Origin of the sequence: Streptomyces sp. NPDC053431, assembly GCF_044544925.1 — a bacterium.
In the GTDB taxonomy this organism is placed as follows: domain Bacteria; phylum Actinomycetota; class Actinomycetes; order Streptomycetales; family Streptomycetaceae; genus Streptomyces.
This window is the reverse complement of record NZ_JBITXX010000026.1, coordinates 21,758-45,506: the sequence shown is the minus strand read 5'-3', so window position 1 is coordinate 45,506 and position 23,749 is coordinate 21,758. Positions and strand designations below refer to the sequence as shown.

The 23,749-nt window shown below is 73.0% G+C and carries 15 protein-coding genes; all 15 read right to left on the bottom strand.

Annotated features, from left to right (window positions below; all coding sequences use genetic code 11):
- Positions 1–26: 26 nt before the first annotated feature.
- A complete protein-coding gene (locus ACIGXE_RS34685; protein WP_399753924.1) occupies positions 27–623 on the bottom strand; it encodes a sigma-70 family RNA polymerase sigma factor in 597 nt (198 codons plus the stop codon).
- Positions 624–957: 334 nt separating this feature from the next.
- Entirely contained in the window at positions 958–2,427 is a 1,470-nt protein-coding gene (locus ACIGXE_RS34680; protein WP_399753922.1) for a S8 family serine peptidase, read from the bottom strand.
- Positions 2,424–5,837, bottom strand: coding sequence for a right-handed parallel beta-helix repeat-containing protein (locus tag ACIGXE_RS34675; RefSeq protein ID WP_399753920.1), 3,414 nt, complete (start codon positions 5,835–5,837; stop codon positions 2,424–2,426). Before ACIGXE_RS34675 ends, ACIGXE_RS34680 begins: the two co-directional genes overlap by 4 nt.
- Positions 5,838–5,929: 92 nt before the next feature.
- Positions 5,930–7,579: a hypothetical protein gene (locus ACIGXE_RS34670; protein WP_399753918.1), complete on the bottom strand. Its 1,650-nt coding sequence runs from the start codon at positions 7,577–7,579 to the stop codon at positions 5,930–5,932.
- A gap of 82 nt (positions 7,580–7,661) precedes the next feature.
- Positions 7,662–8,096 carry a hypothetical protein gene (locus tag ACIGXE_RS34665; RefSeq protein WP_399753916.1) on the bottom strand — a complete coding sequence of 145 codons (435 nt, stop codon included), beginning with the start codon at positions 8,094–8,096 and terminating at the stop codon, positions 7,662–7,664.
- Positions 8,097–8,202: 106 nt separating this feature from the next.
- A complete protein-coding gene (locus ACIGXE_RS34660; protein WP_399753915.1) occupies positions 8,203–15,312 on the bottom strand; it encodes a hypothetical protein in 7,110 nt (2,369 codons plus the stop codon).
- Positions 15,313–15,495: 183 nt separating this feature from the next.
- A complete protein-coding gene (locus ACIGXE_RS34655) occupies positions 15,496–15,804 on the bottom strand; it encodes a hypothetical protein (protein WP_399753913.1) in 309 nt (102 codons plus the stop codon).
- The gene (locus tag ACIGXE_RS34650) at positions 15,797–16,363 is read right to left on the bottom strand and encodes a YbaB/EbfC family nucleoid-associated protein (RefSeq protein ID WP_399753911.1); all 567 of its coding nucleotides are present in this window, start codon (positions 16,361–16,363) and stop codon (positions 15,797–15,799) included. Before ACIGXE_RS34650 ends, ACIGXE_RS34655 begins: the two co-directional genes overlap by 8 nt.
- Positions 16,364–16,413: 50 nt before the next feature.
- Entirely contained in the window at positions 16,414–18,630 is a 2,217-nt protein-coding gene (locus ACIGXE_RS34645) for a hypothetical protein (protein ID WP_399753909.1), read from the bottom strand.
- Between the two features lie 41 nt (positions 18,631–18,671).
- Positions 18,672–19,133, bottom strand: coding sequence for a hypothetical protein (locus ACIGXE_RS34640; RefSeq protein ID WP_399753907.1), 462 nt, complete (start codon positions 19,131–19,133; stop codon positions 18,672–18,674).
- A gap of 177 nt (positions 19,134–19,310) precedes the next feature.
- A complete protein-coding gene (locus ACIGXE_RS34635; RefSeq protein WP_399753905.1) occupies positions 19,311–19,607 on the bottom strand; it encodes a WXG100 family type VII secretion target in 297 nt (98 codons plus the stop codon).
- Between the two features lie 68 nt (positions 19,608–19,675).
- On the bottom strand, positions 19,676–20,014 hold the full coding sequence (locus ACIGXE_RS34630; protein ID WP_399753904.1) for a hypothetical protein: 339 nt from the start codon (positions 20,012–20,014) through the stop codon (positions 19,676–19,678).
- Positions 20,015–20,069: 55 nt separating this feature from the next.
- Positions 20,070–21,590, bottom strand: coding sequence for a type VII secretion protein EccB (gene eccB, locus ACIGXE_RS34625; RefSeq protein WP_399753902.1), 1,521 nt, complete (start codon positions 21,588–21,590; stop codon positions 20,070–20,072).
- A 58-nt stretch (positions 21,591–21,648) separates the two neighbouring features.
- Positions 21,649–23,028: a type VII secretion integral membrane protein EccD gene (gene eccD, locus ACIGXE_RS34620; RefSeq protein ID WP_399753901.1), complete on the bottom strand. Its 1,380-nt coding sequence runs from the start codon at positions 23,026–23,028 to the stop codon at positions 21,649–21,651.
- An 82-nt stretch (positions 23,029–23,110) separates the two neighbouring features.
- Positions 23,111–23,491, bottom strand: a complete 381-nt coding sequence (locus ACIGXE_RS34615; RefSeq protein ID WP_399753899.1) for a hypothetical protein — start codon at positions 23,489–23,491, stop codon at positions 23,111–23,113.
- Positions 23,492–23,749 lie beyond the last annotated feature (258 nt).

Sequence of the window (23,749 nt, the reverse complement as noted above, 5' to 3'; positions counted from 1 at the left end):
CCGGTTCAGAGCGCGCGGAACGGCCGTCACGCCGGGGCGAGACCGTGCCGCTCCAGGACCGGGCGCAGCGCCCGTAGCGCGTAGAAGTTGCGGGACTTGACGGTGCCGGGCGGGATGCCGAGCACAGCGGCCGCGTCCAGGGTCGAGCGGTCGTTGAGGTGCAGTTCCACCAGCACCTCCCGGTGACGCTCGGGCAGTTCGGCGAGCGCGTCGTCCACCGCGTGCGCGATCACGACCTCCTCGTACGGGTCGTCCGGCGTCGCGCGGTCCTCGGGCGTCTCGTCGCCCAGCTCCTTCACCCGTGCGGACAGCGCCCGGTGGTGGTCGATGGCGATCCGGCGGGCGACGGTGAAGAGCCAGGGGCGGCCGTGCTCCGGGCCCCGGGTCAGCGCCTGCGGGTTCTGCCAGGCGCGCAGGAACGTCTCCTGGAGCATGTCCTCGGCCTTGCCCCGGTCCCCGCTGGTCAGCCGGAGCAGGGCGCGCAACAGGGCGGACGCGTGCAGGCGGTGGAGCTCCGCCAGGGTGTCGCGGTCCATCGTGGGGCGGGGCCGCGCCTCCGCGCCGACGTTCGTTCCCGTCCCTTCGCGGACCGCGCCGTCGGCTCCGTTTTCGTGCGTTCCCACCTGGGCCGTTCCTCCCCCCGCCGCGCGTCGGCGACTCCGGGGCGGCGGACGGCGGCATCGATCGGCCGACGGCTCCGGGGCGCGTCGGACTGGTCGGGACGACCCTCGCAGTCTTGACTAATGCGTTGCTAATGCCCGGCTGCCGCCCTCGGCCCGTCCGATAACGCGCCACTAACGAAGCGCGTGCGTCCAGGCGTTGAGATGTCGAGGCCCGGCTGATCGATCACCGCCGGACGGTGGGGAGGACGACTCGTGCGGCGGGTACCGGCGACCGTCGGGCAGGCCGGCCCCGGAACCGGCCTCGATCGGTCCGGACACCACGTCCGTGGCTGCGTCAGACCGCGTCCGGGTCGCTCCTCCTCGTCGCATCCGGGGCACGGTAGTTGCCCGGCCGCCACTGCCGTCGGCGGCCTCGCGGCACCACGGCCGCGGCTGCCGCCACCCCCGCGAGCACCGCCAGGGAACCGGCCGTCACCCACCACGCGGACCCGGCGGCGGACGGCCCCGGTGCCGGCGGCATCGCCACCCCGAGCGCCGTCACCCGCCCGCTCCGGGCCGCCGCGTCGCGCCGCTCCTCGGGGAGCACGGCCGTGACGGCGGCGATCGGGTCGACGGCGCCGTACCCCCGTACCCGGTCCGGCACAGGCTCGCCCGGTCCCGAGGTGGTGGACCGGAGCCGGTGGAGCAGTGCCTGGGCGCTCAGCTCCGGTCGACGGCTCAGGACGAGGGCCGCCGTCCCGGCCACCAGGGCCGTCGCGTAACTCGGCCCGGATGCCGTGAAACTGCCCCGGCCGCCCGGCCCGGGGCCCGTCACCGCCTCTCCCGGCGCCGTCAGGTCCACCCGGCCGTCGGGGGTCGGTCCGGACGCCTTCCCGCCGGGGCCGGTCGCCGCCACCGACACCACCTGCGGGTGGGCCGCCGGGTACGCCACGTCCTTCGCCCCGTCCGGGGCGGCCGGGGCGATCACGACGGCACCCTCGGAGAACGCGTACCGCACGGCGCTCCTCAGTGCCGGGCTGTCCGACCCCGCCACCGCCACCACGGCGACGACCCGGGCGCCGCCGTCGACCGCCGCCCGGATGCCCTGGGCGAGGAGCTCGGGGGTGGTGTTGCCCCGCCGGTCGGTGACCGGGACGTCGAGGATGCGCGCCCGGGGCGCGATGCCCGCGAAGCCCGCCCCCGGGGTACGGGCGGCCGCGATCAGACCGGACGTGAAGGTGCCGTGACCGACGCAGTCCGCGGCCGGGCCGGCGTCGAACAGGCGCGGCGTCCGCCGCAGCCGGTCACCCAGCAGCCCGGCGGTGTCGTCCACGCCCGAACCCACCACGGCCACCGTCACCCCGGCCCCCTCGGACAGCGGCCAGACCGCTTCCGGGCGGAGCCGGGCCTGGGGCCACGGCAGTGCGGTGACCGGCCGGTCCGACGCCTTGCGGCAGGTGTCGTCCGTGAGCCGCTGCGTGATGGCGGGCAGCGAGGCGGGATCCGCACCCGCCGCCGCGGCCCCGGCCTCGACCCCTACGACCCCGTACCCGGCCTCGCCTCCGTACCCCGCCTCGCCCCGGGACGCGGCGCCGACAACGGCCCCGGCCCCGACAACGGCCCCGGCCCCGACAACGGCCTGGGCCTCGACCCCGGCCCTGGCCAGGACCTGGGCCTCGACCCCACCCCCGATCTCGACCCCAGCCCCTGCGCCCCCGGTCCCCCCGCCCGGGACAGCCGCCGCGCTCCCCGGCAGCAGGGTCAGCGTCCCGCACAACAAGGCCGTCGCGAGGACCATCGCCCCGCCCCGCGTACCCCGGTTCACGCGACACCGCCCGGCACCCGGTCCCAGGGGACGTCCTGCGGCAGCAGCAGGCTCAGTTCGGTCACGTCGTCGACGTCGAGACTGCTGAGCCGGCCGGCCTGCCGGGTGATCATCGTCTCCATGACCTGGCGGGCGAAACGGCCGTTGCCGAAGTTACGGTCGCGCGGCACCGTCGCGAAGAGTTCTCCGAGCGCCGACAGGGTCTCGGGCGGGCACACGTAACCGGCCTTGTCGGACAACACCTCGACGATCCGCACCAGTTCCTCGTCGGTGTAGTGCTCGAAGGCGACGGAGCGGGAGAAGCGCGAGGCGAGGCCCGGGTTGGAGTCCAGGAAGCCCTGCATCTCGTCGGCGTACCCGGCGACGATGACCACGACCTCGTCACGGTGGTCCTCCATGAGCTTCATGAGGGTGTCCACCGCCTCCTGCCCGAAGTCGTTGCCGGTGCCGCCGCGCGGCGTCAGCGTGTACGCCTCGTCGATGAACAGCACGCCACCGCGTGCCCGGTCGAAGGCGTCCTTCGTCAACTGCGCGGTGTGGCCGACGAACCGGCCCACCAGGTCGGCCCGCGCCGTCTCCACCAGCTGGCCGCCCGGCAGCACGCCGAGCTCGGCGAGCAGCTGCCCGTACAGCCGGGCCACCGTGGTCTTGCCGGTGCCGGGGGGACCGGAGAACACCACGTGGTGGCTGATCGTGGCCGTCGGGAGCCCGGCCTCCTTGCGCCGGTTGACCTGCTTGATCAGGGTGACCAGCTCCTCGACCTGCTCCTTGGCGGCGGGCAGGCCGATCATCGCCCGCAGCTCGTCGAGGAGTTCGGTCCGGCGCTCCACCGGCTCGCCGGACGCCGCCGCGGCCGCCGTCGCCCCCACGTCCTCCGGCCTGAGCAGCGCGAGATCGGTGTTGCCGATCTCAGGCAGCGCGGCCAGCCGGGACGCCTGACGGTCCACCATCTCCTCGAAGACCTTGCGCGCCGCCCGCCCGTTGCCGAAGTCGGCGCCCTTCGTCATGGTCCCGAAGTGCCGTGTCAGCGCCTCGCGAGTGCCGTCGGCGAGCTGGTAGCCGTGCGAGGCGGCGGACATGGCCACGATCGTGGTCAGCTCGTCGTCCCCGTAGTTCCCGAACTCCACCGTGCGGCTGAACCGGGACGCCAGGCCCGGGTTGGAGTCGAGGAAGCCCCGCATCTCCTCCGAGTACCCGGCCACGATGACCACCACCTCGTCGCGGTGGTCCTCCATCAGCTTCACCAGCGTGTCGATGGCCTCCCGGCCGAAGTCCGGACCGCTGCCCCCGGTGCCCTGCGACAGGGTGTACGCCTCGTCGATGAACAGCACGCCGCCCAGCGCCCGCTGGAACACCTCCGTCGTCTTGATCGCCGTCCCGCCGATGATCGACGCCACCAGATCCGCCCGCGCCACCTCCACGAGGTGCCCCGACGGCAGCACGTCCAGCTCGGCGAGGATCGAGCCGTACAGCCGGGCCACCGTCGTCTTGCCGGTGCCGGGCGGCCCCGCGAAGATCAGGTGGCGGCTCATCGGCAGCGCGGGCATGCCCGCCAGCTCCCGGCGCCTGGCCAGCTTGTTGAGGTTGACCAGGGTGGCGACCTGCTCCTTCACCCCGGCCAGGCCGACCAGCGCGTTGAGCGCGTCCAGCGGCCCGTCCGGCCTGCGCGCCGCGGTGGGCGCCGCGGCCTCCGCACCGTTGCCGGAGGAACCGCCCGGCGTGCCCTCGCGGTCCTCCTCCCCGCGCGAGACCGCTGCCGGTGCCCCCGGCCCGCCGGACGCCGCGGTCGTCTCCCCGTACGAGTCGGGCAGGTCGTTCCCCGTACTCGTCAGGTTCTCCACCGCGAGCCGCGCCGAGGGCTTGAGCCGGCGCAGCCCCGAGCCCCCGTTTCCCGACACCGTGCAGTCGTGCACCCGTACCGCCTCCGTGGAGTCGACGCGGATGCCGTCGCCGGTGTTGTCCACCGCCTCGCACCGGTTCAGCGCGGCCCGGCCGCCCTCCGCGACCCGGAAGCCGTACCGCTGGCAGGACCGCGCCCGGGTGCGGGCCGCGGTCAGCTCCCCGCCGTCCTCGACGAGCACGCCCTCCTGCGGCGAGTCCGAGACCTCGCAGTCCCGCAGCGTGGCCACCCCGCCGCCACCGACCGAGACGCCGGCCGCGCCGGTCTCCCGGACCGTGGTCGTGCCGACGTACGCGTCGCCGCCGTCGGCGATCCGCACCCCGGCCTGCCCGGTCGCGGAGACCTCCGAGCCCTCCAGGCGGCCCCGGCCGCCCCGGGTCACCTCCACCCCGGCGCCGGCCACCTCCGACACGTTCAGCCGCCGCAGCATCGGGTTGGCGCCCTCCAGCACGCGCACCCCCGCCGCCGCGCCGCCGCGCACCTCCAGCCGGTCGAAGTCCGGCGCGCTGTCCCCGGTCAGCTGGACCCCGGCCTCCTTCGCGTCCCGCACCGAGCACCGCTTGAACGAGGGACCCGAGGACTCCTCCACCCAGATGCCGGTGCCCTCGGCCGCCGTGACCTCGCAATCCTCGAAGACGCCGCGCGAACGCCCCGTCACATGGATGCCGTTGCCCTTCGTCCGGGAGACCCTGCAGCGGCTCAGCGCCGGGTCGGTGCCCTCGGCGAGCGCGATGCCGTGCACCTTCGTGGCGGACACCGAGCACTCCTCCAGGGTCACCCGCTCCTTGGAGCTGATGTACACGCCCAGCAGGCAGTCCCGTACCGAGGTCCGCACCACCCGGGTGGCGCTGTTCTGCTCCAGGGCGATGGCGGGCTTGTCGGTGGCCGAGATCTCGCAGTCCTCGATCAGCCCCCGGCCCTCGCCGTTGGCGCACACCCCGTTGCCCCGGGCGTCGCGCAGCACGCAGTTGCGGAAGGTCGGGTTGGCCCGCTCGCCGATGACCACCGCCGAGGTGCCCAGGTGCTCCACGACACAGCCGTCGATCACACTGGTGCCGGTGGACGTCTCCACGATCCCCGCGCCGCCGGGATTCGTCACTCGGCAGCCCCGCATCGCCAGCGAGCCCTGCTGCCGGGTGAGCACGGCCGTCCAGGCGTTGCCCACCACCTCGCAGTCCTGGAGCGCCGCCTGCCCGCGCGGCACGTCCACGGCCGGCAGCTCGTCGTCCTGACCCTGCAGCACCAGTCCGGTCAGCTGCACCGCCTCGGCCACCACCTGCACCACCGTGCCCCGGGGCGGCACGATCCGCACGGTCCCGTGCGGGTCCTCGGCGGTGATCGTCACCATCTTGGTGATGACCAGGTTCTCCTCGTACCGGCCCGGACGCACCGAGATCACCGCACCGCTGCGCGCGGCCTCCAGGGCCGCCCCGATCGTGCGGTAGGGTCCGCCGCCGGCCGGGCGGTCGCCCTGCGCCTCGGCGCTCACGGTCAGCACATGGCGCGTCATGCGTGGATGTTCCCTTCGTGGGGGCCCGTGGGACGGGCCTCAGGAGCGTGGGCCTCAAAAACCGGCCGGCGGCCGGGGACGGCCGGGCCGCCTCAGGACGAGGTGCACTGGACGCGGGCGGCGTCGCCCGCGTGGTGGGCGTAGGTCTTCTGCGAACCGGACCAGTCGAGGCCCCGGTCGTGGAGTTTCACCGTCAGCACGCCACCGGTGACGCGGACGCTGCCCGCGCTCACCCACTGGCCCCGCAAGGACGGCTGGTCGACGGTGAAGGACCGCAGGATGGGGTCGTTCCCCGTGGCGCCCGCGTGCACCGTGTAGTACGAGGGCTTGCCGCCGACCGCCTTGATGTCGGAGTTGCTGGGGATGTGCACCGACACCTGGCACGTACCGGAGGTGACGGCGCCGGTGCGGAAGGTCCAGCGCAGCGCGTTCCCGGCGTCCGAGCCCGCCTTGCCGGACATCGGCAGGGAGAAGAAGCCGCCGTTGCAGCCGCCGCCCACGTAGCCACCGGAGCCGTACTTCTGCCAGCCCTCCTTGCCGTCCGTGTACCAACCGCTGTAGGTGAAACTCGCGCCCGTGCCCGCACAGTTCGGCCCCGCCACGGCCGAGTACTGCTGCTTGGCCGGAGGGGCCGGGGGCGCCTGGGTGGCCGGCTTCCGCGGGGTGCCGGCGGACACCTGAGGCTTGGCGGGGACCAGGCCGGGGCCCTGGGACGAGGACGGCGTCGGCGCGGCGGGCACACCCGCACCCACGCCCACCCCGGCGCCGATGCCGGCGACGCCCGTGGACAAGGGGCCCTTACCGACGGCCGAGGAGCCCTTTCCCGGGCCGGCCGTGGCCCCCGGCGCGGCGGCGCCGGGCAGCGGGGAGCCCTTCTGCGGCGCGTCGGCCCGCGGCACGAAGCCGCCGGGACCGCCGTCGGCCTGGTTGTACCCGGTGGGGCGGGGCGGCACGGGACCCGTCCCGGAACCGCCGCCGCCGAGCTGTGAGAGCAGCAGCGGGACGCCCATCAGGACCACGCCGGAGGTCGCCGCGGCCGCGATCACGGGCTTCGAGAGCCGCCGTGCGGGCCGGGACCCGGGCCGGGCCACCGGTGCGGCAGCGGCCTCCGCTGCGAGGCCGTCCGCGTCGGAGGCCGCCTGCGTCCCCCGCGTACCGCTCCCGGGGGCGCGCTCCGGTGCTTCCTCGCCGTCGGAGTCGGTTCCGGCACCGGTTGCGGCGGGGGTTCCGCGGCCGGTTCCGGTATCGCCACCGGCGTTGGCGACGGCCGTGCTCACGGCGCTGATCCCGGCGCCCGTTCCGGAGGCGCCTCCGGTGTCGGTCCCTGCCTCCGTTCCGGAGCCGCCTCCGGTGTCGGTCCCGTCGTCCGCTCCGGAATCGGTGCCCGCACCGGGGCCGGTGCCGGTCCCGCCCCTCCCGGTCCCGCTCCCGGTCCCGCTCCCGGTCTCGCCGTCGGCGGCGGGCACGGCCGGGGCCGGGCCGGCGGGCACGGCCGAGGCTGTGGGCGAGGGCTCCCGCTCGGCGGGGATCTCCGGCGCGGGCCCCCGCACCGCGGAACCCTCGGCCGGCTCGCCTCGAAACTCCCGTCGGGCCTTCCCTTCAGGCCCGCCCTGCGGCCTCTCCTCCGGCATTTCCTCCGGTCCGTCGCCCGCCTGCTGCCAGGCGACCGCCGGCAGGCTGATGGCCGACCCGGCCTGCCCGGCGCTGTTCCCGGCCCGCACCTCGTTGTCGTCCACCGTCATTCCCCTCGGTTCCCTCGGTCGTCGCGAACCCTCCGCGCACGTACGAACGGACCGACGGCACCCCGCGGTTCACCGCGCCCGGTCAGACCAGCGGATGGACCTCCGTCCCCTCCGGCGCCGGGGTCAGGAGGAAGGCGGCGGCCCGCTCGACGACGTCCTGACCGAGGGGGCCCGGGGGTACGTAGCCGGGGTCGCTCAGGTACGCGAGCAGCTCGGGATCGGGGGCCAGCGCGTAGTGCTCCAGGTAGTACGTGACGGTGTCCGTCCACACCCACCGCCCGTCCGTGCGGAAGGTGAGCGACACCTCCGCTACCCGTGAGGGGTCCAGCACGTCGTCCATCAGCACCGGCGTCGCGAGCACGGGCGTCCCCGCGGCCAGTCGCTCCAGGAGCAGGGCGTGCAGCTCCGGGTCCTCGACCACCGGGTGGTCCGCGGCGAAGCCCGGACCCGTCTCGGGGTCCGCGTGGTCGAAGACGGAGGCAAGCCGGAACTCGGGCTGGGGCGCGGGGTCGGTCATGACGGGGTCCTGTCCTTGGTCGGGGCGGGTCTGGGCGGCCCGGCGGCCGTACGCTCCCGGGGAAACGTACGGAACGCCGGGCGCGGTTCAGACCGGCGCGGGCGGATCAGAACTCCCAGTCCACGGAGGGCAGGGTGACGGCGGTGGGCGGCAGCTCGCCCTCGCCCGCGCCGTCGTCGGCGCCCGCGTCCTCGCCGACGTCCTCGCCGTCTTCCTCGACGTCGCCGTCGTCGGGCCCCTCATCCTCGACGTCGAGGTCCCCGTCGTCGCCCGTGTCTTCGTCCGTGTCTTCGTCCCGAGGCGTCGAGCGGGCGTCGTCGCCTGCGTCGTCCCACAGGCTGCCGAACAGGACGTCGTCCGCCGGCGTGGACGGGGCGTCGTCGCCCCCGTCCCCCCACAGGCTGCCGAACAGGTCGTCGTCCGCGGGCGGGTAGGTGTCGCCGCCCCGCCCCGACCGGCGTTTCGTGTCCCGCGGTCGCCCGTTCGCCGGGTCGCCAAGGGAATCGGCCTCGTCGCGCATCCGCTCCCCACCGATGCGCCCGAAGGCCGTCACGACGCTCTCGTGGTCCTTGAAGAGCGCCGCGAGATCCTCGTACATCTTCTCGTAGCCCCGGTGATCGGTGAAGGCGAACCGCAGCGAGGGCCGGCCTCCCACCGATGACGCCTCGGTCACCCGGGGGCCGGTGCCGTAGGGGTTCCCGGGGTCGGGGGACTCAGTGTCCCCGGCAGGGTGGAAGAACTGGTCGAAGGTCTTCCTGCCGCTCTTCCTCACGGGGGCGGAGCCGGGTACGGGCCCGGGCAGGTTCGGGTCCTCCCCGCTCAGGATCGCCGCGCGCCGCCGCTCCGGGTTCCCGTAGTCGTGGTAGCTGCTGTGGACCGTGTAGGAGGAGAAGTCCGCCTGGTAGTACTGGTGGAACTCGTGGAACAGGCGCCGGATGCCGTCGGTGTCCGCGGTGTCCAGTTCGGCCAGCCGGCGGGTGGTTCCGTCGGAGGTCATGAGGGGCCTGCCCTGGAGCTCCAGGTACAGCTTGACGACCCAGTGGAACGTCGCGTCGAGGTTCTTGCCGGCGTCGTCGGAATGGTCCCTCCGGTAGTAGAAGCCGAAGGGGTCGGAGTCGACCATCCGGACGGCCGTCCAGTACCCGCGCGCGTCCTTCTCGTCCTGGTCGACGTCGCCCCACAGGTGCCGGTACCGGCTCATGACGTCCACGGCCCCGATGTGTTCGGACTCGTGGTCGTGCTGCTCCGGCTTCTTCTGAGCCGGCTTCTGCCCCTGCTCCTGCTCCTCTTCCTCGTCCCTCTTGCCCCCGTACATCTCCTTCGAGTTGGCCTTCTCGATGTCGTGGAAGAGGATCGCCTTGACGATCGCGTCCACGGGCACGACCCGATGCGGGTCGTCCGCGTCGGGGTGGGCGAGCTTGAGGTACTGGCCCAGGACCATCTGCGCGTGCTGGAAGAACGTGTACTTCTCGGTCGGCGCGCAGATCTCCGCGTACTGGTGCGAGAGTTCGGGGTAGTCCCGGAGCAGGCGGTTCAGCAGCTCGTGCGGCGGCCTGCCCTCCTGCCAGAGCCGGGTGAGGTCCTTGCCCACCTGGATCTGGAGGTGGGCGTCCTCCTTGCGCCGCAGCCGCATCGCGTCGAAGTCGTGCGCCAGCGGCGCGTCGGTGAGGTTCCGGTCGGCCTTGACCTCCTGGTGCTGCAGGGAGAGGAGGTAGCCGATCTCGGCATGGGAGGCCCAGGTGAGGACGGTGTCCCGCATGAAGACGTCGACGGCCTCCTTGGCCACGCGTTCCTCGTCGGGCATGTCCTCCGCGTCGGGCCTGTTGAGGAGGGTCTCCCGACCGATCAGGTCCTGCACCACGGGCGGCAGCTCGCTCGCGTGGTCCTTCAGGAACTTCTCGAGGTTCTTGAGCCGGGCGTGGTACGGCAGCACGGGCGTGTCGTGGTCCAGGAGCGGGCTCGGCATCCGGTCGGCCGGCCGCTGCCGCGAGTGCTGCCAGGTGGTGTGGTGCTGCCGCAGGGTGGTGGAGATCGACCGCAGTTTGTCGGCGCTGTTGACGTGCTTCTGGTTCTGCACCCAGGGGTTGAACGACTCCTTGAGCTTCGGGGCGTCGACGCCCGGGATGCCGAGGCGCTCCCGCAGCACGTCGATGTGCACCTTCTCGCCGTTCTTCGGGTGAAGTCCCGGAGCCGGGTCCGGGGACTCCGGCGTCAGATCGGACTCCTTCTCGTAGTACGTGACGAGGGAGCCCGGCACGACGCTCGCGCGCAGCAGGGTCAGGTGTTCGCCCCGGATGCCGAACTGGTTGCGGTCGCCGGGCTGATCGGTGTTGATGGTCCGGTCCGAGAGGGGCGTGGGCGCCTCGATCGGCCTGGGGGCCGAGCCGACCTCCTGCGCGTTCCGGCGCCGCGCGTAGGCGTCCTCCCTGGCACGCAGTTCCTCCGGGAGGTCCGTCGTGTCGTAGGGCTCGCGCAGTTTCCGGCGGTCGAGCGAGTCGCTGCCGCGGTAGGGGTCGCCGAGCGCGTGGGCGTCGCCTTCCGGGACCGAGGTCGAGGTGATCTGCTGGTAAATGTGCCACGGGACCAGGTAGGAACGGATGAGGGGCTTGTGCGGCTCCGGCGTCTGCCCCTCCGTCGCCCTCGGCGTCTCCGCCTTGTACTTCATGGCCCACGCGATGGCCCGCGCGGGAGTGCCGATGCCGGTCCACATGGTGCCGTCCATCGTGTCGCCCGTGGCCAGGACGACCCTGCCGGTGGCCGGGTCCTGCTGGATGTCCTTGTGCTGCTCGGACGTCACCGTCCCGTCCGCCGCGATCGTGAGGTCCGTCTGATTGGTGACCGCCGTGTAGAAGCGGACGTGCGGTCCTTCCCGCGTCATCTCCACCTCCACCTCGCCGCGGTGGATGTAGAGCGGCTTGCGGTACTTGTAGCGCTCGGCGTCCACCTCTGCCGTCACGTCACGGGTCCCGCCCGTGTCCTCGTCGGTGATCTCCCTCCGGACCGTCACCTTGACCTTGTCGTGGACCAGGGTGGAGTCGAAGGGGCGGTTGGGCCCCGGGTAGCCGACACCGGGGATGCCGACGACCGGTTCGTGCGGCGCCGTCCCCCCGGGCGGCTGCTGAGGGTCCCCAGGGCCCGTCTCGCGCAGGGTCACCAAATACCGGCCGGTGTCCGTCCGTTCGAACGAGACCACGCGGACCTGCGTACCGGGCGGGAAGACCACCAGGTTCTCGCCCAACTGCCGCCGGGCGCTCGCGTCCCGCTCCGGTGGTTCGACGTGGAAGACCAGGTTGTGGTCCTCGGGGACGTCGGGCGAGGCGTTCCAGTAGATCCTCGAACCGGTCAGGTCGTCGAGGGAAAGCGGCGCGCGGTCGGTCCGCAGCGGATCCGCCAGGCGTCGGAACAGGTCCACCACGGCGTCGTTCGTACGGAGGGACCGCAGGGGCCTCTCGTGCGTCGCGCTCTCCTCCTGGACCCACGAGGAGGCCGTGGCCCGGCGGCGCAGCTCCGACGCGGGCACGTCGTGCGACGCGTCCTGCCCGGTGGTGTCGCGGCCGCGCGAGGAGGGGGCGAACACCACCATGGCGTCCGCCTTCGGCAGCTCCAGGCCGTACGCCAGCCGCCGGATCTCGGCCGCCAGCTCGCCTTCGCCGTCGACCGGCATCCGTTCGCCCGGGCCGAACTTGACGGCGTCCGGGTGCTCCGCGTCGACCGCGGGCGTACGGAAGAGGAAGCGGACCGCGTCGTCGGGAAGGGCGTCGGCGTCCGGCGTCGTACGGAAGGGCGTGTGGTCGGGGTCGCCGCTGTCGCCGTACACGTGCCAGGCGCCCTCGTCGACGACGGCGATCTTCCCGTCCGGTGTGAGCCCGATGTGCCGGGCCGTGAGCAGGTGGCCGCCCGCCGTGCCGCCGTCCGCCCCGTCGCCGCCGGTCGTGGGCACGTACCAGACGGGGGCGTCGGCGGCGCGGGCCGAGAGCGGGTCGGGGGTCGTCGTGCCCTTCGCGGCGCGGTGCTTCCACAGGCCGCTCATGACGGTCCTGACGGTGCTCTCGTGGACGGGGGAGGCGAGGTTGCAGGCGGTGAACCGGATCTCGGTGATGTCGTCGAGCCGGCCGTCGTCGTGGGCCTCCGTGAGCGCCTTGAGGACGGCGTCCGGGTCGTGGGGGGTGCGGGGGTCGGTGTGCATGCCGACGACGAAGACCCCGGGGCGCCGGGGGATCGTCTGGAGCGCGGTGGTCTGGGCCGGGGTGAGGACACCGACTGCGATGCCGGAGGGGATGTCCCGGACCGCGGCGCCGGACGGCGGAACGGCGCCGTCACCCCCGGCACCGTCGCCCCCGCCTTCGCCGCCCTGATTGCCACCACCGTCGTCGGAACGGTCGTCGTCGGAACGGTGGTCGTCGGAACGGTGGTCGTCGGAAAGGCCGTCGCCTCCGCCGGCCGGGGCCGTCGACGCCGGCGGCTCGTCGTAGTCCGTGCCGTCGTACGGAAGGAGGTAGTCGAGCCCCTCGGCGGCGGCCTTGTCCTTCTCGGCCTGGAGCGGGTGGAGCCGGAGGCCCGTCGTCGCCTCGGCCCGCACCTCCGTACGCGTCGCGGAACCGGTCTCCTCCGTCACGGACGGGCTGAAGCGGTCGCCGCCGCTCTGGGTCACCGGACGGGGCGTGGCCGCGTCGAGGTCCGGGTGCGTGGGAACGGGGGCGGCCGGCTCCGTGTCGCCGCCGCCCAGCAGGGAGGAGAGGTCCGCGGAGACGGTGGTCCGGGACGACTTCGTGGCCGTGTCCGAAGCCTCCTCGCCCTCCTTCCTCCCGCCTTCGCCGCCGTCCGAGCCGCCGCCGAACAGCGGGTCACGGGCGACCTCGTCGGCGAACGAGGGACCGGTGTCCAGGTCGAGCGGGGTGAAGGCGTCGCCACCGTCGCTCTCGACCGTGACGTCCGGCCGCCGGGGCAGGTCGGCGAAGAAGGGCGTGCCGGTGATGGGGTTCGAGAAGACCCACTTCACCATGTCCTTCATGTCGCGGGCGAAGCTCGGATCCTGCACCGCGGACGTGGGGCGGGGGACCGGCCAGGGTGCCGGGTTGCCCGTCATGTTCGCCACGAACGAGGCGATGTTGATGGGGTGCAGCAGCCCGAAGTACCTGCTGTCGTGCGGGTTGTCGGCGTGCTGATGGCTGAGGACCCAGTTCTGGTACCGCACCGTGATCGGCTCGAACGCCCGGTGCAGGCCGGCGCTCAGCGCGCCCATGGCCACGCCCGAGGCGAACGGGCCGCCGCTGACCTTGAACGTGCCGTCCCCGAAGATCAGGTTGTAGAAGCCCTCGCTCAGCATCTCGTTCGTGCCCTCGTTGAGGAGGGACGCGACGGCTCCGCCGAGCTGGTACATCGGGCTGCCCTGGAGCGGGTTCTCCTGCTTGAAGATGCGGGCCAGGGCGTTGCCGTGCTGGGAGCGGGCGACCACCTCCGGCATCGAGTGGGCGAGGTTCCTGATCGGCTGCAGCGTGCCGAAGTCCCCCAGCGCCTTGGTGAGGAGCTCGGGCAGCTCGGTGTGGTCCGCGCCGAGCCGGACCCACTTGCGGGTCAGCATCTCGCCGAACGCCTCGCCCGCCTCCCGGGCACCCGCCTTCCCGAGGTGCTGGGAGAAGACGTCGCCCATCTTCTTGGAGAACGAGTCGGCGATGGTGCCCTCGCCGAACCGCATGAACCCGGTCTCCAGATTGCGGCTGACACCGCCGAGGAGTTCGCCGACGTCCTTGGCGAACGCCGACCGGGCCTCCTTGGTGGCGAGGAGCTCGTCCAGCGGGGTACCCGCGTCGCCCGCGGCCCGGCCGGCCGTCGACGCGTCCGGGGTCCCGGCGGTCGCCTCCGCCTTGGGCGCGTCCCCGGCAGCGGTCTTGCCCGCGCCCGGGGCCTCGTTCCCGCCGACGGTCTCCGTCCTGTGCGCGTTCGGAGCGTCGGCCCCGTCCGTGGAGTGGGTGTCCGTCCTGCTCGTGGGCGGACCGTCGCCCTTGCTGGCCGTCGGGACGTCGGTCCTGTGCGGGGCGGGTACGTCGCCCGTGCCCGTGGTCGGTACGTCGGCCTTGTTCGGGGCAGGTACGTCGGCCTTGTTCGGGGCGGGTACGTCGCTCCTGGTCCCGGGCGGCGTGTTCCCCTTGGCCGGGGCGGGAGCCCCCTTCGTCCCCGTCGCGGGCGCGTTCGGCCTGTCCTTGGCCGTGGCGCCGCCCGGAGCCTCCGGCTTCGGCCTGCCCGTGGCGGGCGGTGGCACGACGCCGTCGCCGACCGTCTTCGGCGGGACCGGGGGAGACGTCACCTCGTTCGGCGTCCTGTTGGGCCGGGTCGACGGCAGGTCCTTGTCCGTCTTGGACGCGAGGTCGTCCAGCTTCGACTTCGACCCCGCCGCACCCGCCCCGCCCGTCGGGACGTCGGGCTTCGGGTTCGGAGTGATGTCGTCCAGCTTGTCGTCGACCTTGTTCAGCACGTCGTCGACCCGCTTGCTGAGGATCGAGCCGGGGGCCCTGCCGCCGAGGAGCCTGCCGAGCAGCTTGCCGCCGTAGTGGGAGAGGATCTCCAGCGGGCCGGCGACCACGCCGCTCAGCGCGCCCTGCTTGATGGAGTCGATCAGCGACTCCGTGTTCCAGCTCGTGGTGTGGCCCGCGCCGAGCTGGTAGAGCTGGATCACCGTGTCCTGGAAGACGCCGCCGACGATGCCGATGAAGGTCTGGCTGATGATCGTCTGGAGCAGCCACCGGAAGAGCTGGTGCAGACCCTCGCGCGTCGCCGCGAACAGCGCCGAGACGGGGCCCCACACCGAGCCGAACGTGAACGCGGAGAAGAGCGTGGCGAACAGGATCTCGGCCAGCAGCTGCACGAGCTGCAGGATCGCCATGATCTTCGTGTATTCGACCTGGTTGGCGACCTTCAGCGCCACCTCGGACAGCTGACGGGACAGCTCCGCCGTCTGCTCCAGCTGGTTCGCGCCCGCCGTCTGGCCCGTCAGGTCGTTCATGGCCAGCAGGAACGAGTCGGCCGCCTCGCCGTCGAAGTCGTTCTTGACGATCGGGATGAGTTCGACGACGTACCCGGACAGGGTCTCCAGGTCCCGTGCGATGGCGCCGTAGTGCTCCGAAACCCGCCGCATGAGGTCCTCGTCGGCCTCGGGCCACTCCATGCCCGAAACGAAGGCGAGGAAGTCGGCGATCCCTTCCGGCGGGTTGATGGCCATGGTGTGGAAGTCCTCTGATCGGGCGGACGGCTGTGCCCGGAGGAACGGGGATCACCGTCCGCGCGGTTCAGCGGCGGCGTGACCGCGCGGACGCGGGCCGGGCGGCGTCCGGCCGGGCCGCCCGGGGTCGGAAGCGCCCGCCCGGGCCGCCCGGCGGGGCGGGACGACGCCGGGCGCCCGGCCTCAGAAGCCGTCCGACCGGGATCCGGCCTCGTCGTCCGACTTGGCCATGATCTCGGACGTCTGGTTCCCGGCGTCCACGACCATGCCCAGCCGCTTGTTGACGTACTTGAGGGTCTCGGTCAGGTTCTCCGTGGGGCGGTCGACCTGCTGGTGGTACGTCTTGCCGATCTCGTCCTGACCCGCGGACTCCTTGTTGATCCGGTTGATCTCGACGATCGCCCGACCGAGGTCGGTGAGGCAGCGCTGGTAGTCGTCGTAATGCGCGAACTTGTTCTTCAGGTCGCTCAGGACCTTCAGGTCGTCAGCCACTGAACTCCTCCTGCTTTCCGGTGGGGATACGGCTCTCGGCGTCGGCCGCGAACTCCTCCTGCTTCGCCTTCTGTTCGGACGTCCGGCCGGCCGTCGCGTCCTCCTCGGCGGCGAACTCCTCCTGCTTGGCCGCCTTCAGTTCGCCCAGGGTCTCCTCCAGGTCGAAGGACGGGGCCATCGACCGCAGCGGCTTGAGGAGTTCGTCCATCTCGACGGGGGTGCCGGCGAGCCCCGTCACACTGCGCAGGTGACCGCCGAAGTCCTGGAACCCCTTGATGTGCTCGATGACGTGGCGACCCATCGCGGCCCGCGCCTCGTTGAGGACGGTGACCAGGGCGGCGGCCAGCTCGGCCGGCGCCATCGACTGGTACGCCTTGGTGTGGAAGGTCATCGAGACCACCTGGCCCTGCGGGCCGACCGTCACCGACACCATGTGGTCCTTGGAGGTGGCGGACGCGGTCGCCGCTTCCAGTTCGCGTTTGGCCGCGATCATCTTGTCCCGGTGGTCGTGCAGGGCCGACATCGCGTCCTTGAGGATGCCGTCGAAGTCGATGGCCATGGGCCGCCTTTCGTGAGGAAGGGAAGAGGTGTGGCGTGGGCGGGCGGCCGTCAGCGGCCGATGACCCCGCTGACGGACCCCGTGTCGGTGCCCCAGGTGTCCTCGTCCTCGGTGAGCCAGGTCGTGCGCTGCCGGTCCTTGCCCTGGTTGGGCTGGCCGCCGCCCGCGCCGGGGTTCATCGGCGGCATCATCGGGGGCTGCCCGGTCTGCGCACCGCCGCCCGTACCGCCCCCGGTGCCGCTCCCCGTCCCGCCGGACGCCTGTCGGCCGCCGGTGTCCCCGCCGGCCGACGCGGTGGCGCCGGTGCCCGGCGGGGGAAGGCCGACGGAGCGTGCCGCCCGGTCGCCGAACACGGTGCTGCCGCCGGTCGCCGTGCCGGTGAAGCTCTTCGAGCCGCTCCCCCCACCGCCGCCGCTGCCGAGGTGGTCCAGCAGTCTGTTGTGGTTGCCGCCCGGACCGCCGCTGGTCGAGGGGTGCGGTGTGGGGCGGGAGTTGAGGGCGTGCTCGGCGTTGGTCAGCAGCTGGTACGCGCGACTGAGGGGCTTGCCGCTCGCGTCGACGACGATGCCGTCCTTGAGCGTCGCCCCCTTGGGCAGCGCGTACGGGTTGCCGTTGGAGTCGAGCAGCGGCTTGCCCCTGGCGTCGACCACGGTGCCGTCCCCGAGGACCTTCGCGCCCTCGGGGAGCCGGATCTGGTCGTAGTTGGACCCCGGCAGTCCCTTGCCCGGTGTCTCCTCGGGGGCGGGCTGCTGCTGTCCCACCTTGGCGCCGGGCGGGGCGACGAGCTGCTTGCCGTTCGAGCCCAGGACCGGCTTGCCGTTCTTGTCGTAGACCTTGCCGTCCTTGCCGATGCGGGAGCCCGGTGGAAGCACGACGGGCTTGCCGTCAGCGCCCATGACGGGCTTGCCGTTCCTGTCGAGCAGCGGGGCGCCGCCGCCCGACGAACCGGACCCGGGCAGGCTGGTCGGCGGGGGTGACCCCGGCCCGCCGCCGCTCCCCGTGCCGGGGAACGTGTCGGGAAGCCCGGTCTTCGGACCGCCCTTGGGGCCGTTGCCTCCCTTGCCACCACCGATGCCGCCGCCCGTGCCACCACCGATGCCGCCGCCCGGGCCGCCCTCTCCCTTGCCGCCGGTGCCGCCGCCCGAGCCGGTCCCGGGCCCTCCCGGAGGACCGTCGATGCCCGGGCCCGTACCGCCGCCGGTGGGCATCTGGAGACGGGGCTGGTAGATCCCCTCGCGCAGCGCTCCTCCGAGCGCGAGGTACGCCGTGTCCACCGCGCCCATGTGTGTCTGCGCCGCTTCGTCGAGCGTCTTCAGGTTCTCCAGCCACGTCTTCTTGGCGGCGAGCTCGACCCCGTCGAGCCAGAACTTCTGGCTGACGTCGGACCCGCCGTTGTCGACGACCTTCACGTTCTCGGGGGAGTAGGTGGTCGGGGAGTTCTCACCGCCGTTGTTGTCCGCTTTCCACGTGAAGGTGCACGTGGCGTTCGACATGACCGCCGCGAGCGCGTCACGCATGCGCCACACCGGACTGGTCTTGGGGTTCATCTCCTTCGCGCCCGGCGGCCACCACCACTGCTCGAGTGCCTGGTACATGGCGTAGAGAGATTCGTTGAGCTTCTGCTTGGCGCCGCGGATGAGCTGCTCGTAGCCGCTCTGCTGGGAGAAGTCGAAGGTGTCCGGATAGCCGGTGGCGCCCGGCGCGAGCTGGGGCTGGGCGAGGTCGAGCTGGACCTTGCTCATCTCCGTGGAGACGACGTCGAGGAACTTCCTGAAGGCTCCGGCCGCGCTGCCCTTCCAGTCGCTCTCGTCGGCGTCGACGCCCTCCTCCCAGCGCTTGATGATCGGTGTCCATTTCGCCAGCCATGCGTGGACACCGTGGACCACGTCGGCGGCGGCGTCGAAGGAGGCGTAACTGACGGCTCCGGAACTGTGCGTCGTCGAGAACACCAGCTCCGTCAGGACCTTGTTGCCGTCGCTGTGGAACAGGTTGAACTTGGACTGGGGGCTGTCCAGGACGTTCTTCCAGTCCAGGTTGAACCCGATCACGCACGTGTACGCGCCGCTCGCGTAGTCGTTCTGCGCGAGGGGGATGACGTGGGAGACGTCGAACTTCTCGGACAAGGCCTTGCCGTCGCCGCTCACGATCTCGATGTGGACGGTGTCCGAGGACCGCCACTTCTCGGCCGTCACCGCCTCGCGGTTCGTCAGCGAGTTGGTGTCGGGCAGAAGGACCTTGACGGCCTGTTCCCAGGTGAAGGTTGCCATGAGGTGCGCGGGAATCCTTTCCGGAGGTGTCGGCGCCTGCGCTAGTTGCCGGTCGAGGTGGAGGAGCCGTTGCCCGAGCCGGAGCCGGAGCCGGAGCCGGAGCCGGAGCCCGAGCCGGAGCCGCGCTGGATGTCGTTGAGGATCTCCCACATCTCGGTGACGTCGACGGACTCGTCGTCGGAGTTCTGGAAGGTCTCCTTGACGAACATCAGGTCGAGGTTGGCCGACTTGGCGATCTTCCGGAACGCCTCCAGTGCGCTGTTCAGCTCCTTGCACAGGGTTGCGAACCCGTCCTGCACGGCCAGGGCGCTCACCAACTCCTTGACGTTGCCCGGCAGGAGCTTGCTGTTCCCGATGCCCTTCTCCCAGGAGAGCAGCGCCATGACGGACGGGTCCTGGAAGTCCGTGAGCAGCGTGTTGAACTTGTACGCGTAGTCACGCAGTACGTCGTCCGTGATCGACGTGACCGTCTCGTCGTTCGGTTTGTCGGTCGAGGTTCCCATGAGTGCTCTCCTGCCGAAGTCTCGGTCGTACGTCGTACCTCGTACGTCGTCCGGGCCGTCCGGGCCGTCCGACACGGAGAACGGAGGCCCCGCACCCCGGGGTTCAGACCCGGGCCCGGGTACGACGGAACCCGGCGCGCCGGCGAAGGGGCGGCGGGCCGGGTTCCGGGGCGGGACTCAGCGCTGGAACAGGTAGGCGCTCTTGCGGTCGCCGTTGCGGATGATGCCGTGGGCGTCCGCCAGCAGGTCCGCGCCCTTGTCGAACTGCTGGGACAGGCTGGCGTCCAGGCTGTTCACGGCCTGCTTGAACTCCGCGAACTCCTTGGCCGCCTCACCGGTGAACTCGGACCGGATGGCGTCGAGGCGCTGCATGATGGTGTCCAGGGCCGAGTTCATGGTGGCGGCGACCTGCTTCATCTGGGCATTGGCGTCCTCGAGCGCGCCATGCTTGATGTCCATGTCCATTTCGCTCATGCGCGTTCCTTACAGAGGAGAGGAAGAAGGGGAGGAGAGGAAGGGGGGAGGGGGCGCGCCGCCCGGGGTCACTTGCTGAGGATGTCGTAGACGTCCCCGCTCCACAGGTCCATGTTGGCCTCCGCCTCACCGGCGGTGTCCGCCATGACCTTGCTGGTGACGCCGACGGCGTCCAGGAGGTCCTTGTACTCGGCCATCACCGTGCGGTAGCCGCGCTGCCAGTTCTCGATCTTCGCGACGAACTTGGTGCCGGCGGTGGACCTCATGCTCTGCGAGACCTGCTGCGCGATGTCCTCGGACTGGGTGTAGGCCCGCTCCATCGTCTGGAGGTGCCCCTCCAGTTCGTTGAGGGTCTGGGTGAGTACCGCTGACGAAACCTTGAGGTTGTCGTTGGGAATGTCGGTCACCTGATCTCCTTCGATCGTAGGGTCGGTGGGGTTCCCGGCAGGGGGAACGGGCCGTTCACGGGGCGGGGTTCACCGCCCTTTCGGCGCCGGCGGTCCCGCCCTTCACGCCCTTCGGGTCCCGCGGCTCCGCTCCGGGGCATACCGGAGCCGGTACGCCCGCGGCCGCGTCGACCACCCCCGCAGCCGCCAGCGCCGCCGGATCCAGGGCCGGCCCCGACGGCAGCATGCTCAGCAGCGTCGCCGGCACCCCCAGCGCTGCCGTGCCCGCGTAGCCGAGGGTCTTCGCGGACTCCGGCGTCGGCAGCGGGTACTTCACGCCGTTGTCCGTGACCAGGTACGTCGTCCCGGCCGCGCCCGCCCCGGACAGCGCCCGCACCAGCGCGCCGCCCCCGGGCCGCACCGAGACCAGGTCCGCCGCGCCGCACGCCGCCGTCACGCCCGGCTGGGGCGTCACCGCCCGGCCCGCGACCGCCGCCGCGTCGGCCACGGTCACCAGGGTGCCGGGCCCGCCGTCCGTCGCGGGCCGCACCGCCGTGCACACACCCTGCCCGGCACCCGGCTCCACCAGCTGCGGCGGCGCCGTCGGAAGGCCCGCGTCCGGCAGGGCCCCGGCCGGCGCCGGGTGGGCGGCCAGATCGGCGGCGCCCACCGCCACGGCGACCGCCGGAGCCCCCACGTACGCCTCCCGCTGGGTGCGCGGGTCGCCGCGCAGCAGCTCGAACCGGGTGCGGTCGAGCGCCGCCAGGCCCTTCCGGGTCAGGACGTACGCCTCGCCGCCCGGGCCCGTGAAGAGCTGGCCCACCCGGGTCTCCCGGCCGGCCAGCGCGGGACCGGGCGCGCCCCGCCCCGCGATCTCGGGCAGGGTCAGATCGGGGCCCGCGGGAAGGGAGTTGAGGTAGGCCGACGCCACCGGGAACGGGGTGACGGTGCCGTAGCCGAGCGCCGTCCCCGCGCCCGCGCCCAGCCGCAGCCGCCGCCCCTGCCACAGCACATGGTCGCCGCCGTCCGAGGCGGTCACCAGGACCCCCTGTCCGGCGCCCAGCGCCCGGCCCGTGCCCACCGCGCCGACGGCCACCGAGACCACCGGGCGGGGCCGCCCGGTCGCCGTGGCCTCCACCACACCGCACACCAGCCAGTCGCCCCGGGCCAGCGCGGACGCGGCCGGGAGCCCGTCCGGAGCGCCCACGATCCCCACCGGCCCGCCGCGCGGAACCGCCCCGAGCGAGCCGAGGCCGACCTGCGTGACGGTCATCTTCTCGCCGGCCACCAGCCGGGCACTGGCCTGGTTGAGCACCGGCCGCAGCTCCCCGCCGACGAACAGGTACCGGGCGCCCGTCTCCTTGACCACCACCAGGGTCCCCGGCTTGGCCCAGCCCGTCGCGCCGCCCGGCTTGATCGCCCCGTACAGGCCCATCACCAGGGCGATGATCACGGCGACGAACAGTCCGGTGCGCACCCCTCGGGTGGTCCGGCGGGTCGGGAGCTCCAACGCGTCGGGCTCGCCCCGCAGCATCCCGGCCCCGAGCCTGCTCATCACGAACAGGTGAGCCTGCACCTGGTCGCGCCTGGACTGCATGTGAACTCCTGAGAGGGAAGGGTACGTCGGGGATCGGGGGTGTTTCCGGGCGCGCCGCTCAGCCGGTGAGCCCGCGCACCCACGCGAACACCCCGGCCTCGGTCAGCGCCAGCGGGATCAGGCTGAGCGCCAGCGCACTGTGCAGCAGGTCGGCGGCCCGCCCCCAGTACGGCAGCAGCCGCCGTCCCGGCACCGTCCACGAGAAGATCGCGAGCGCCGCGGCGGCCGCCACCAGACCCGTCAGCAGACCCAGCCGGCCCGTCGGGCCGAGGGAGAGCGCCCACCCGGTGGTGAGCACGGCGATCCCGTACACGCCCGGCGCGATCAGGGCCAGCCGCTGCCACCGGGAGCCGACCTCCCGGACGTGCAGGACCAGCAGCAGTGACAGCACGGCCGCCAGTGCCACCGGGGCCCAGCCCGGCGCGGGCGCCATCAGCGTGAGACAGGCGGCGCACACGGCGCCGGTCACCACGTGGAAGGCGGTCAGAAAGCCGTCGGCCACGGCGCTCCGGTCCACGACTTCCTGCGCCGGGTACGGCTCGATGTCCTCCTGCAGCTCCTCGGCCCGGCGCGGCAGCGCGGGCAGTCTCAGCCCCGAGAGCCGGAACGCGAAGCCGGGCAGGAACGCCCCGAACGCCACCACCAGCACGGCCAGCGCCCCGGCCGTCTCCGAGGCCGAGAGCCCCGTCAGGACGAGCACCCCCGCCGCCGACGCGGCGACCGAGGTGACGAGCAGCCCCAGGAACAAGGGCGCCGAGCAGGCCACGGACGCCAGCGCCAGCACCGACGCGCCCGCCGCAGCCGAACCGCCGGCGAGCAGCCGGGCCGCCGTCAGATCGCCCTCCCCGGCCGGCAGCAGCGCCCCGGCCAGCGCCAGATAGGGCACCGCCGCCGCGCCGAGCGCCGTACCGGCCCCCGCGTCGCCCACCGCCCGCGCCGCGCTGCCCGCGCCGAGGAGCAGCAGGACCCCGGTGCCGGCCGCCGCGACCACCCGCAGCGGACCGAGACCGCCGGAAAGGGCCAGCAGGACGAGACCCCCCGCCAGCGCGAGCAGCGCCACACCGAGCGCCAGGTGGTGGGTGAGCGCGGGGTGCCAGCCGTCGCCGCGCCGCTCGAGACCGGCCGCGACCCCGTCGACGACGTCGTCGAAGTGCACCTCCGGCAGCGCCTCGCGGCGCATCCGCAGATAGAGGCGCTCGCCGTCGCGCAGCCCCAGGGCCTCGGCCGTCCGCTCCTCGTCCAGCGGCTCCTCGCCGAGCCGCTGCAGCACCCAGCCGCCCGCCTCGACGGCCTTCTCGTCCAGGTCGTCCCCGGAGTAGCCGACGACGGTCGGCAACAGGTCCGCCAAGGGGACGTCGGCCGGTACGGAGAGCTCGACCACCTTGTGCGGCCCGTGGAACCTCAACCGGCACAGCCCCGCCACCGCGCTACCGCTCACTGCCCGCGTGTCCTTCCTGCTGTCCAGCCGAGGCCGGAACGCCCTCGGCGGACAGGGGAACGGAAGGGCCCCGGCGCCGGGTTCAGCCGCCCCCGCGCGACTCGCCCCGCAGCTCCCGCACGAGCGCCTCGACGCCCTCCTCGCCGTACCGCGCCACGAGCACGGCGGCCAGCCCGGCCACCGTCCGCCGCTCGCCCTCGCTCCAGCCGGCCGCCGAGGGATGCTCGTCGACCACGAACACGCGCGCGATCAGCCGCTCCTCCGGCCCCGGCACATCGGCCGGGGAACCGGACCCGAGCAGCCGGGCGAGCGCCTCCGCCACCTCGGACGCGGTGGCCTCCGGCACGTCGAGACCCGTCACGGCGCCGCCGAGCGGGTCCCCGTCCTCCGGGCCGACGCCCGGCAGCCACGCGCGCAGCAGCCCGCGCACCTCGTACGCCTCGTCGACCTCGCCCTCGGACACCGCTCTCCCCACGACACCGCCCCGACGGGCGTGCGCGCACCGCCTCGCCCACCCCGGCGACCGGCCGGACCGGCGCCCCGACGGGCATCCGTACGCGCGCACACCTCTCCCCGTTCCTCGGCTCCCTTCCTGCCTCAGTGATCAACGCGTCCCCCGCCGCCGGGGTTCATCCGGAGCCACCGTACGGAAGGTCTGAACCGTCCCGCACCACCCGCCCGTTCCCGACTGACGAGGAAACCGCAGGAAGTCGGCCGCCCG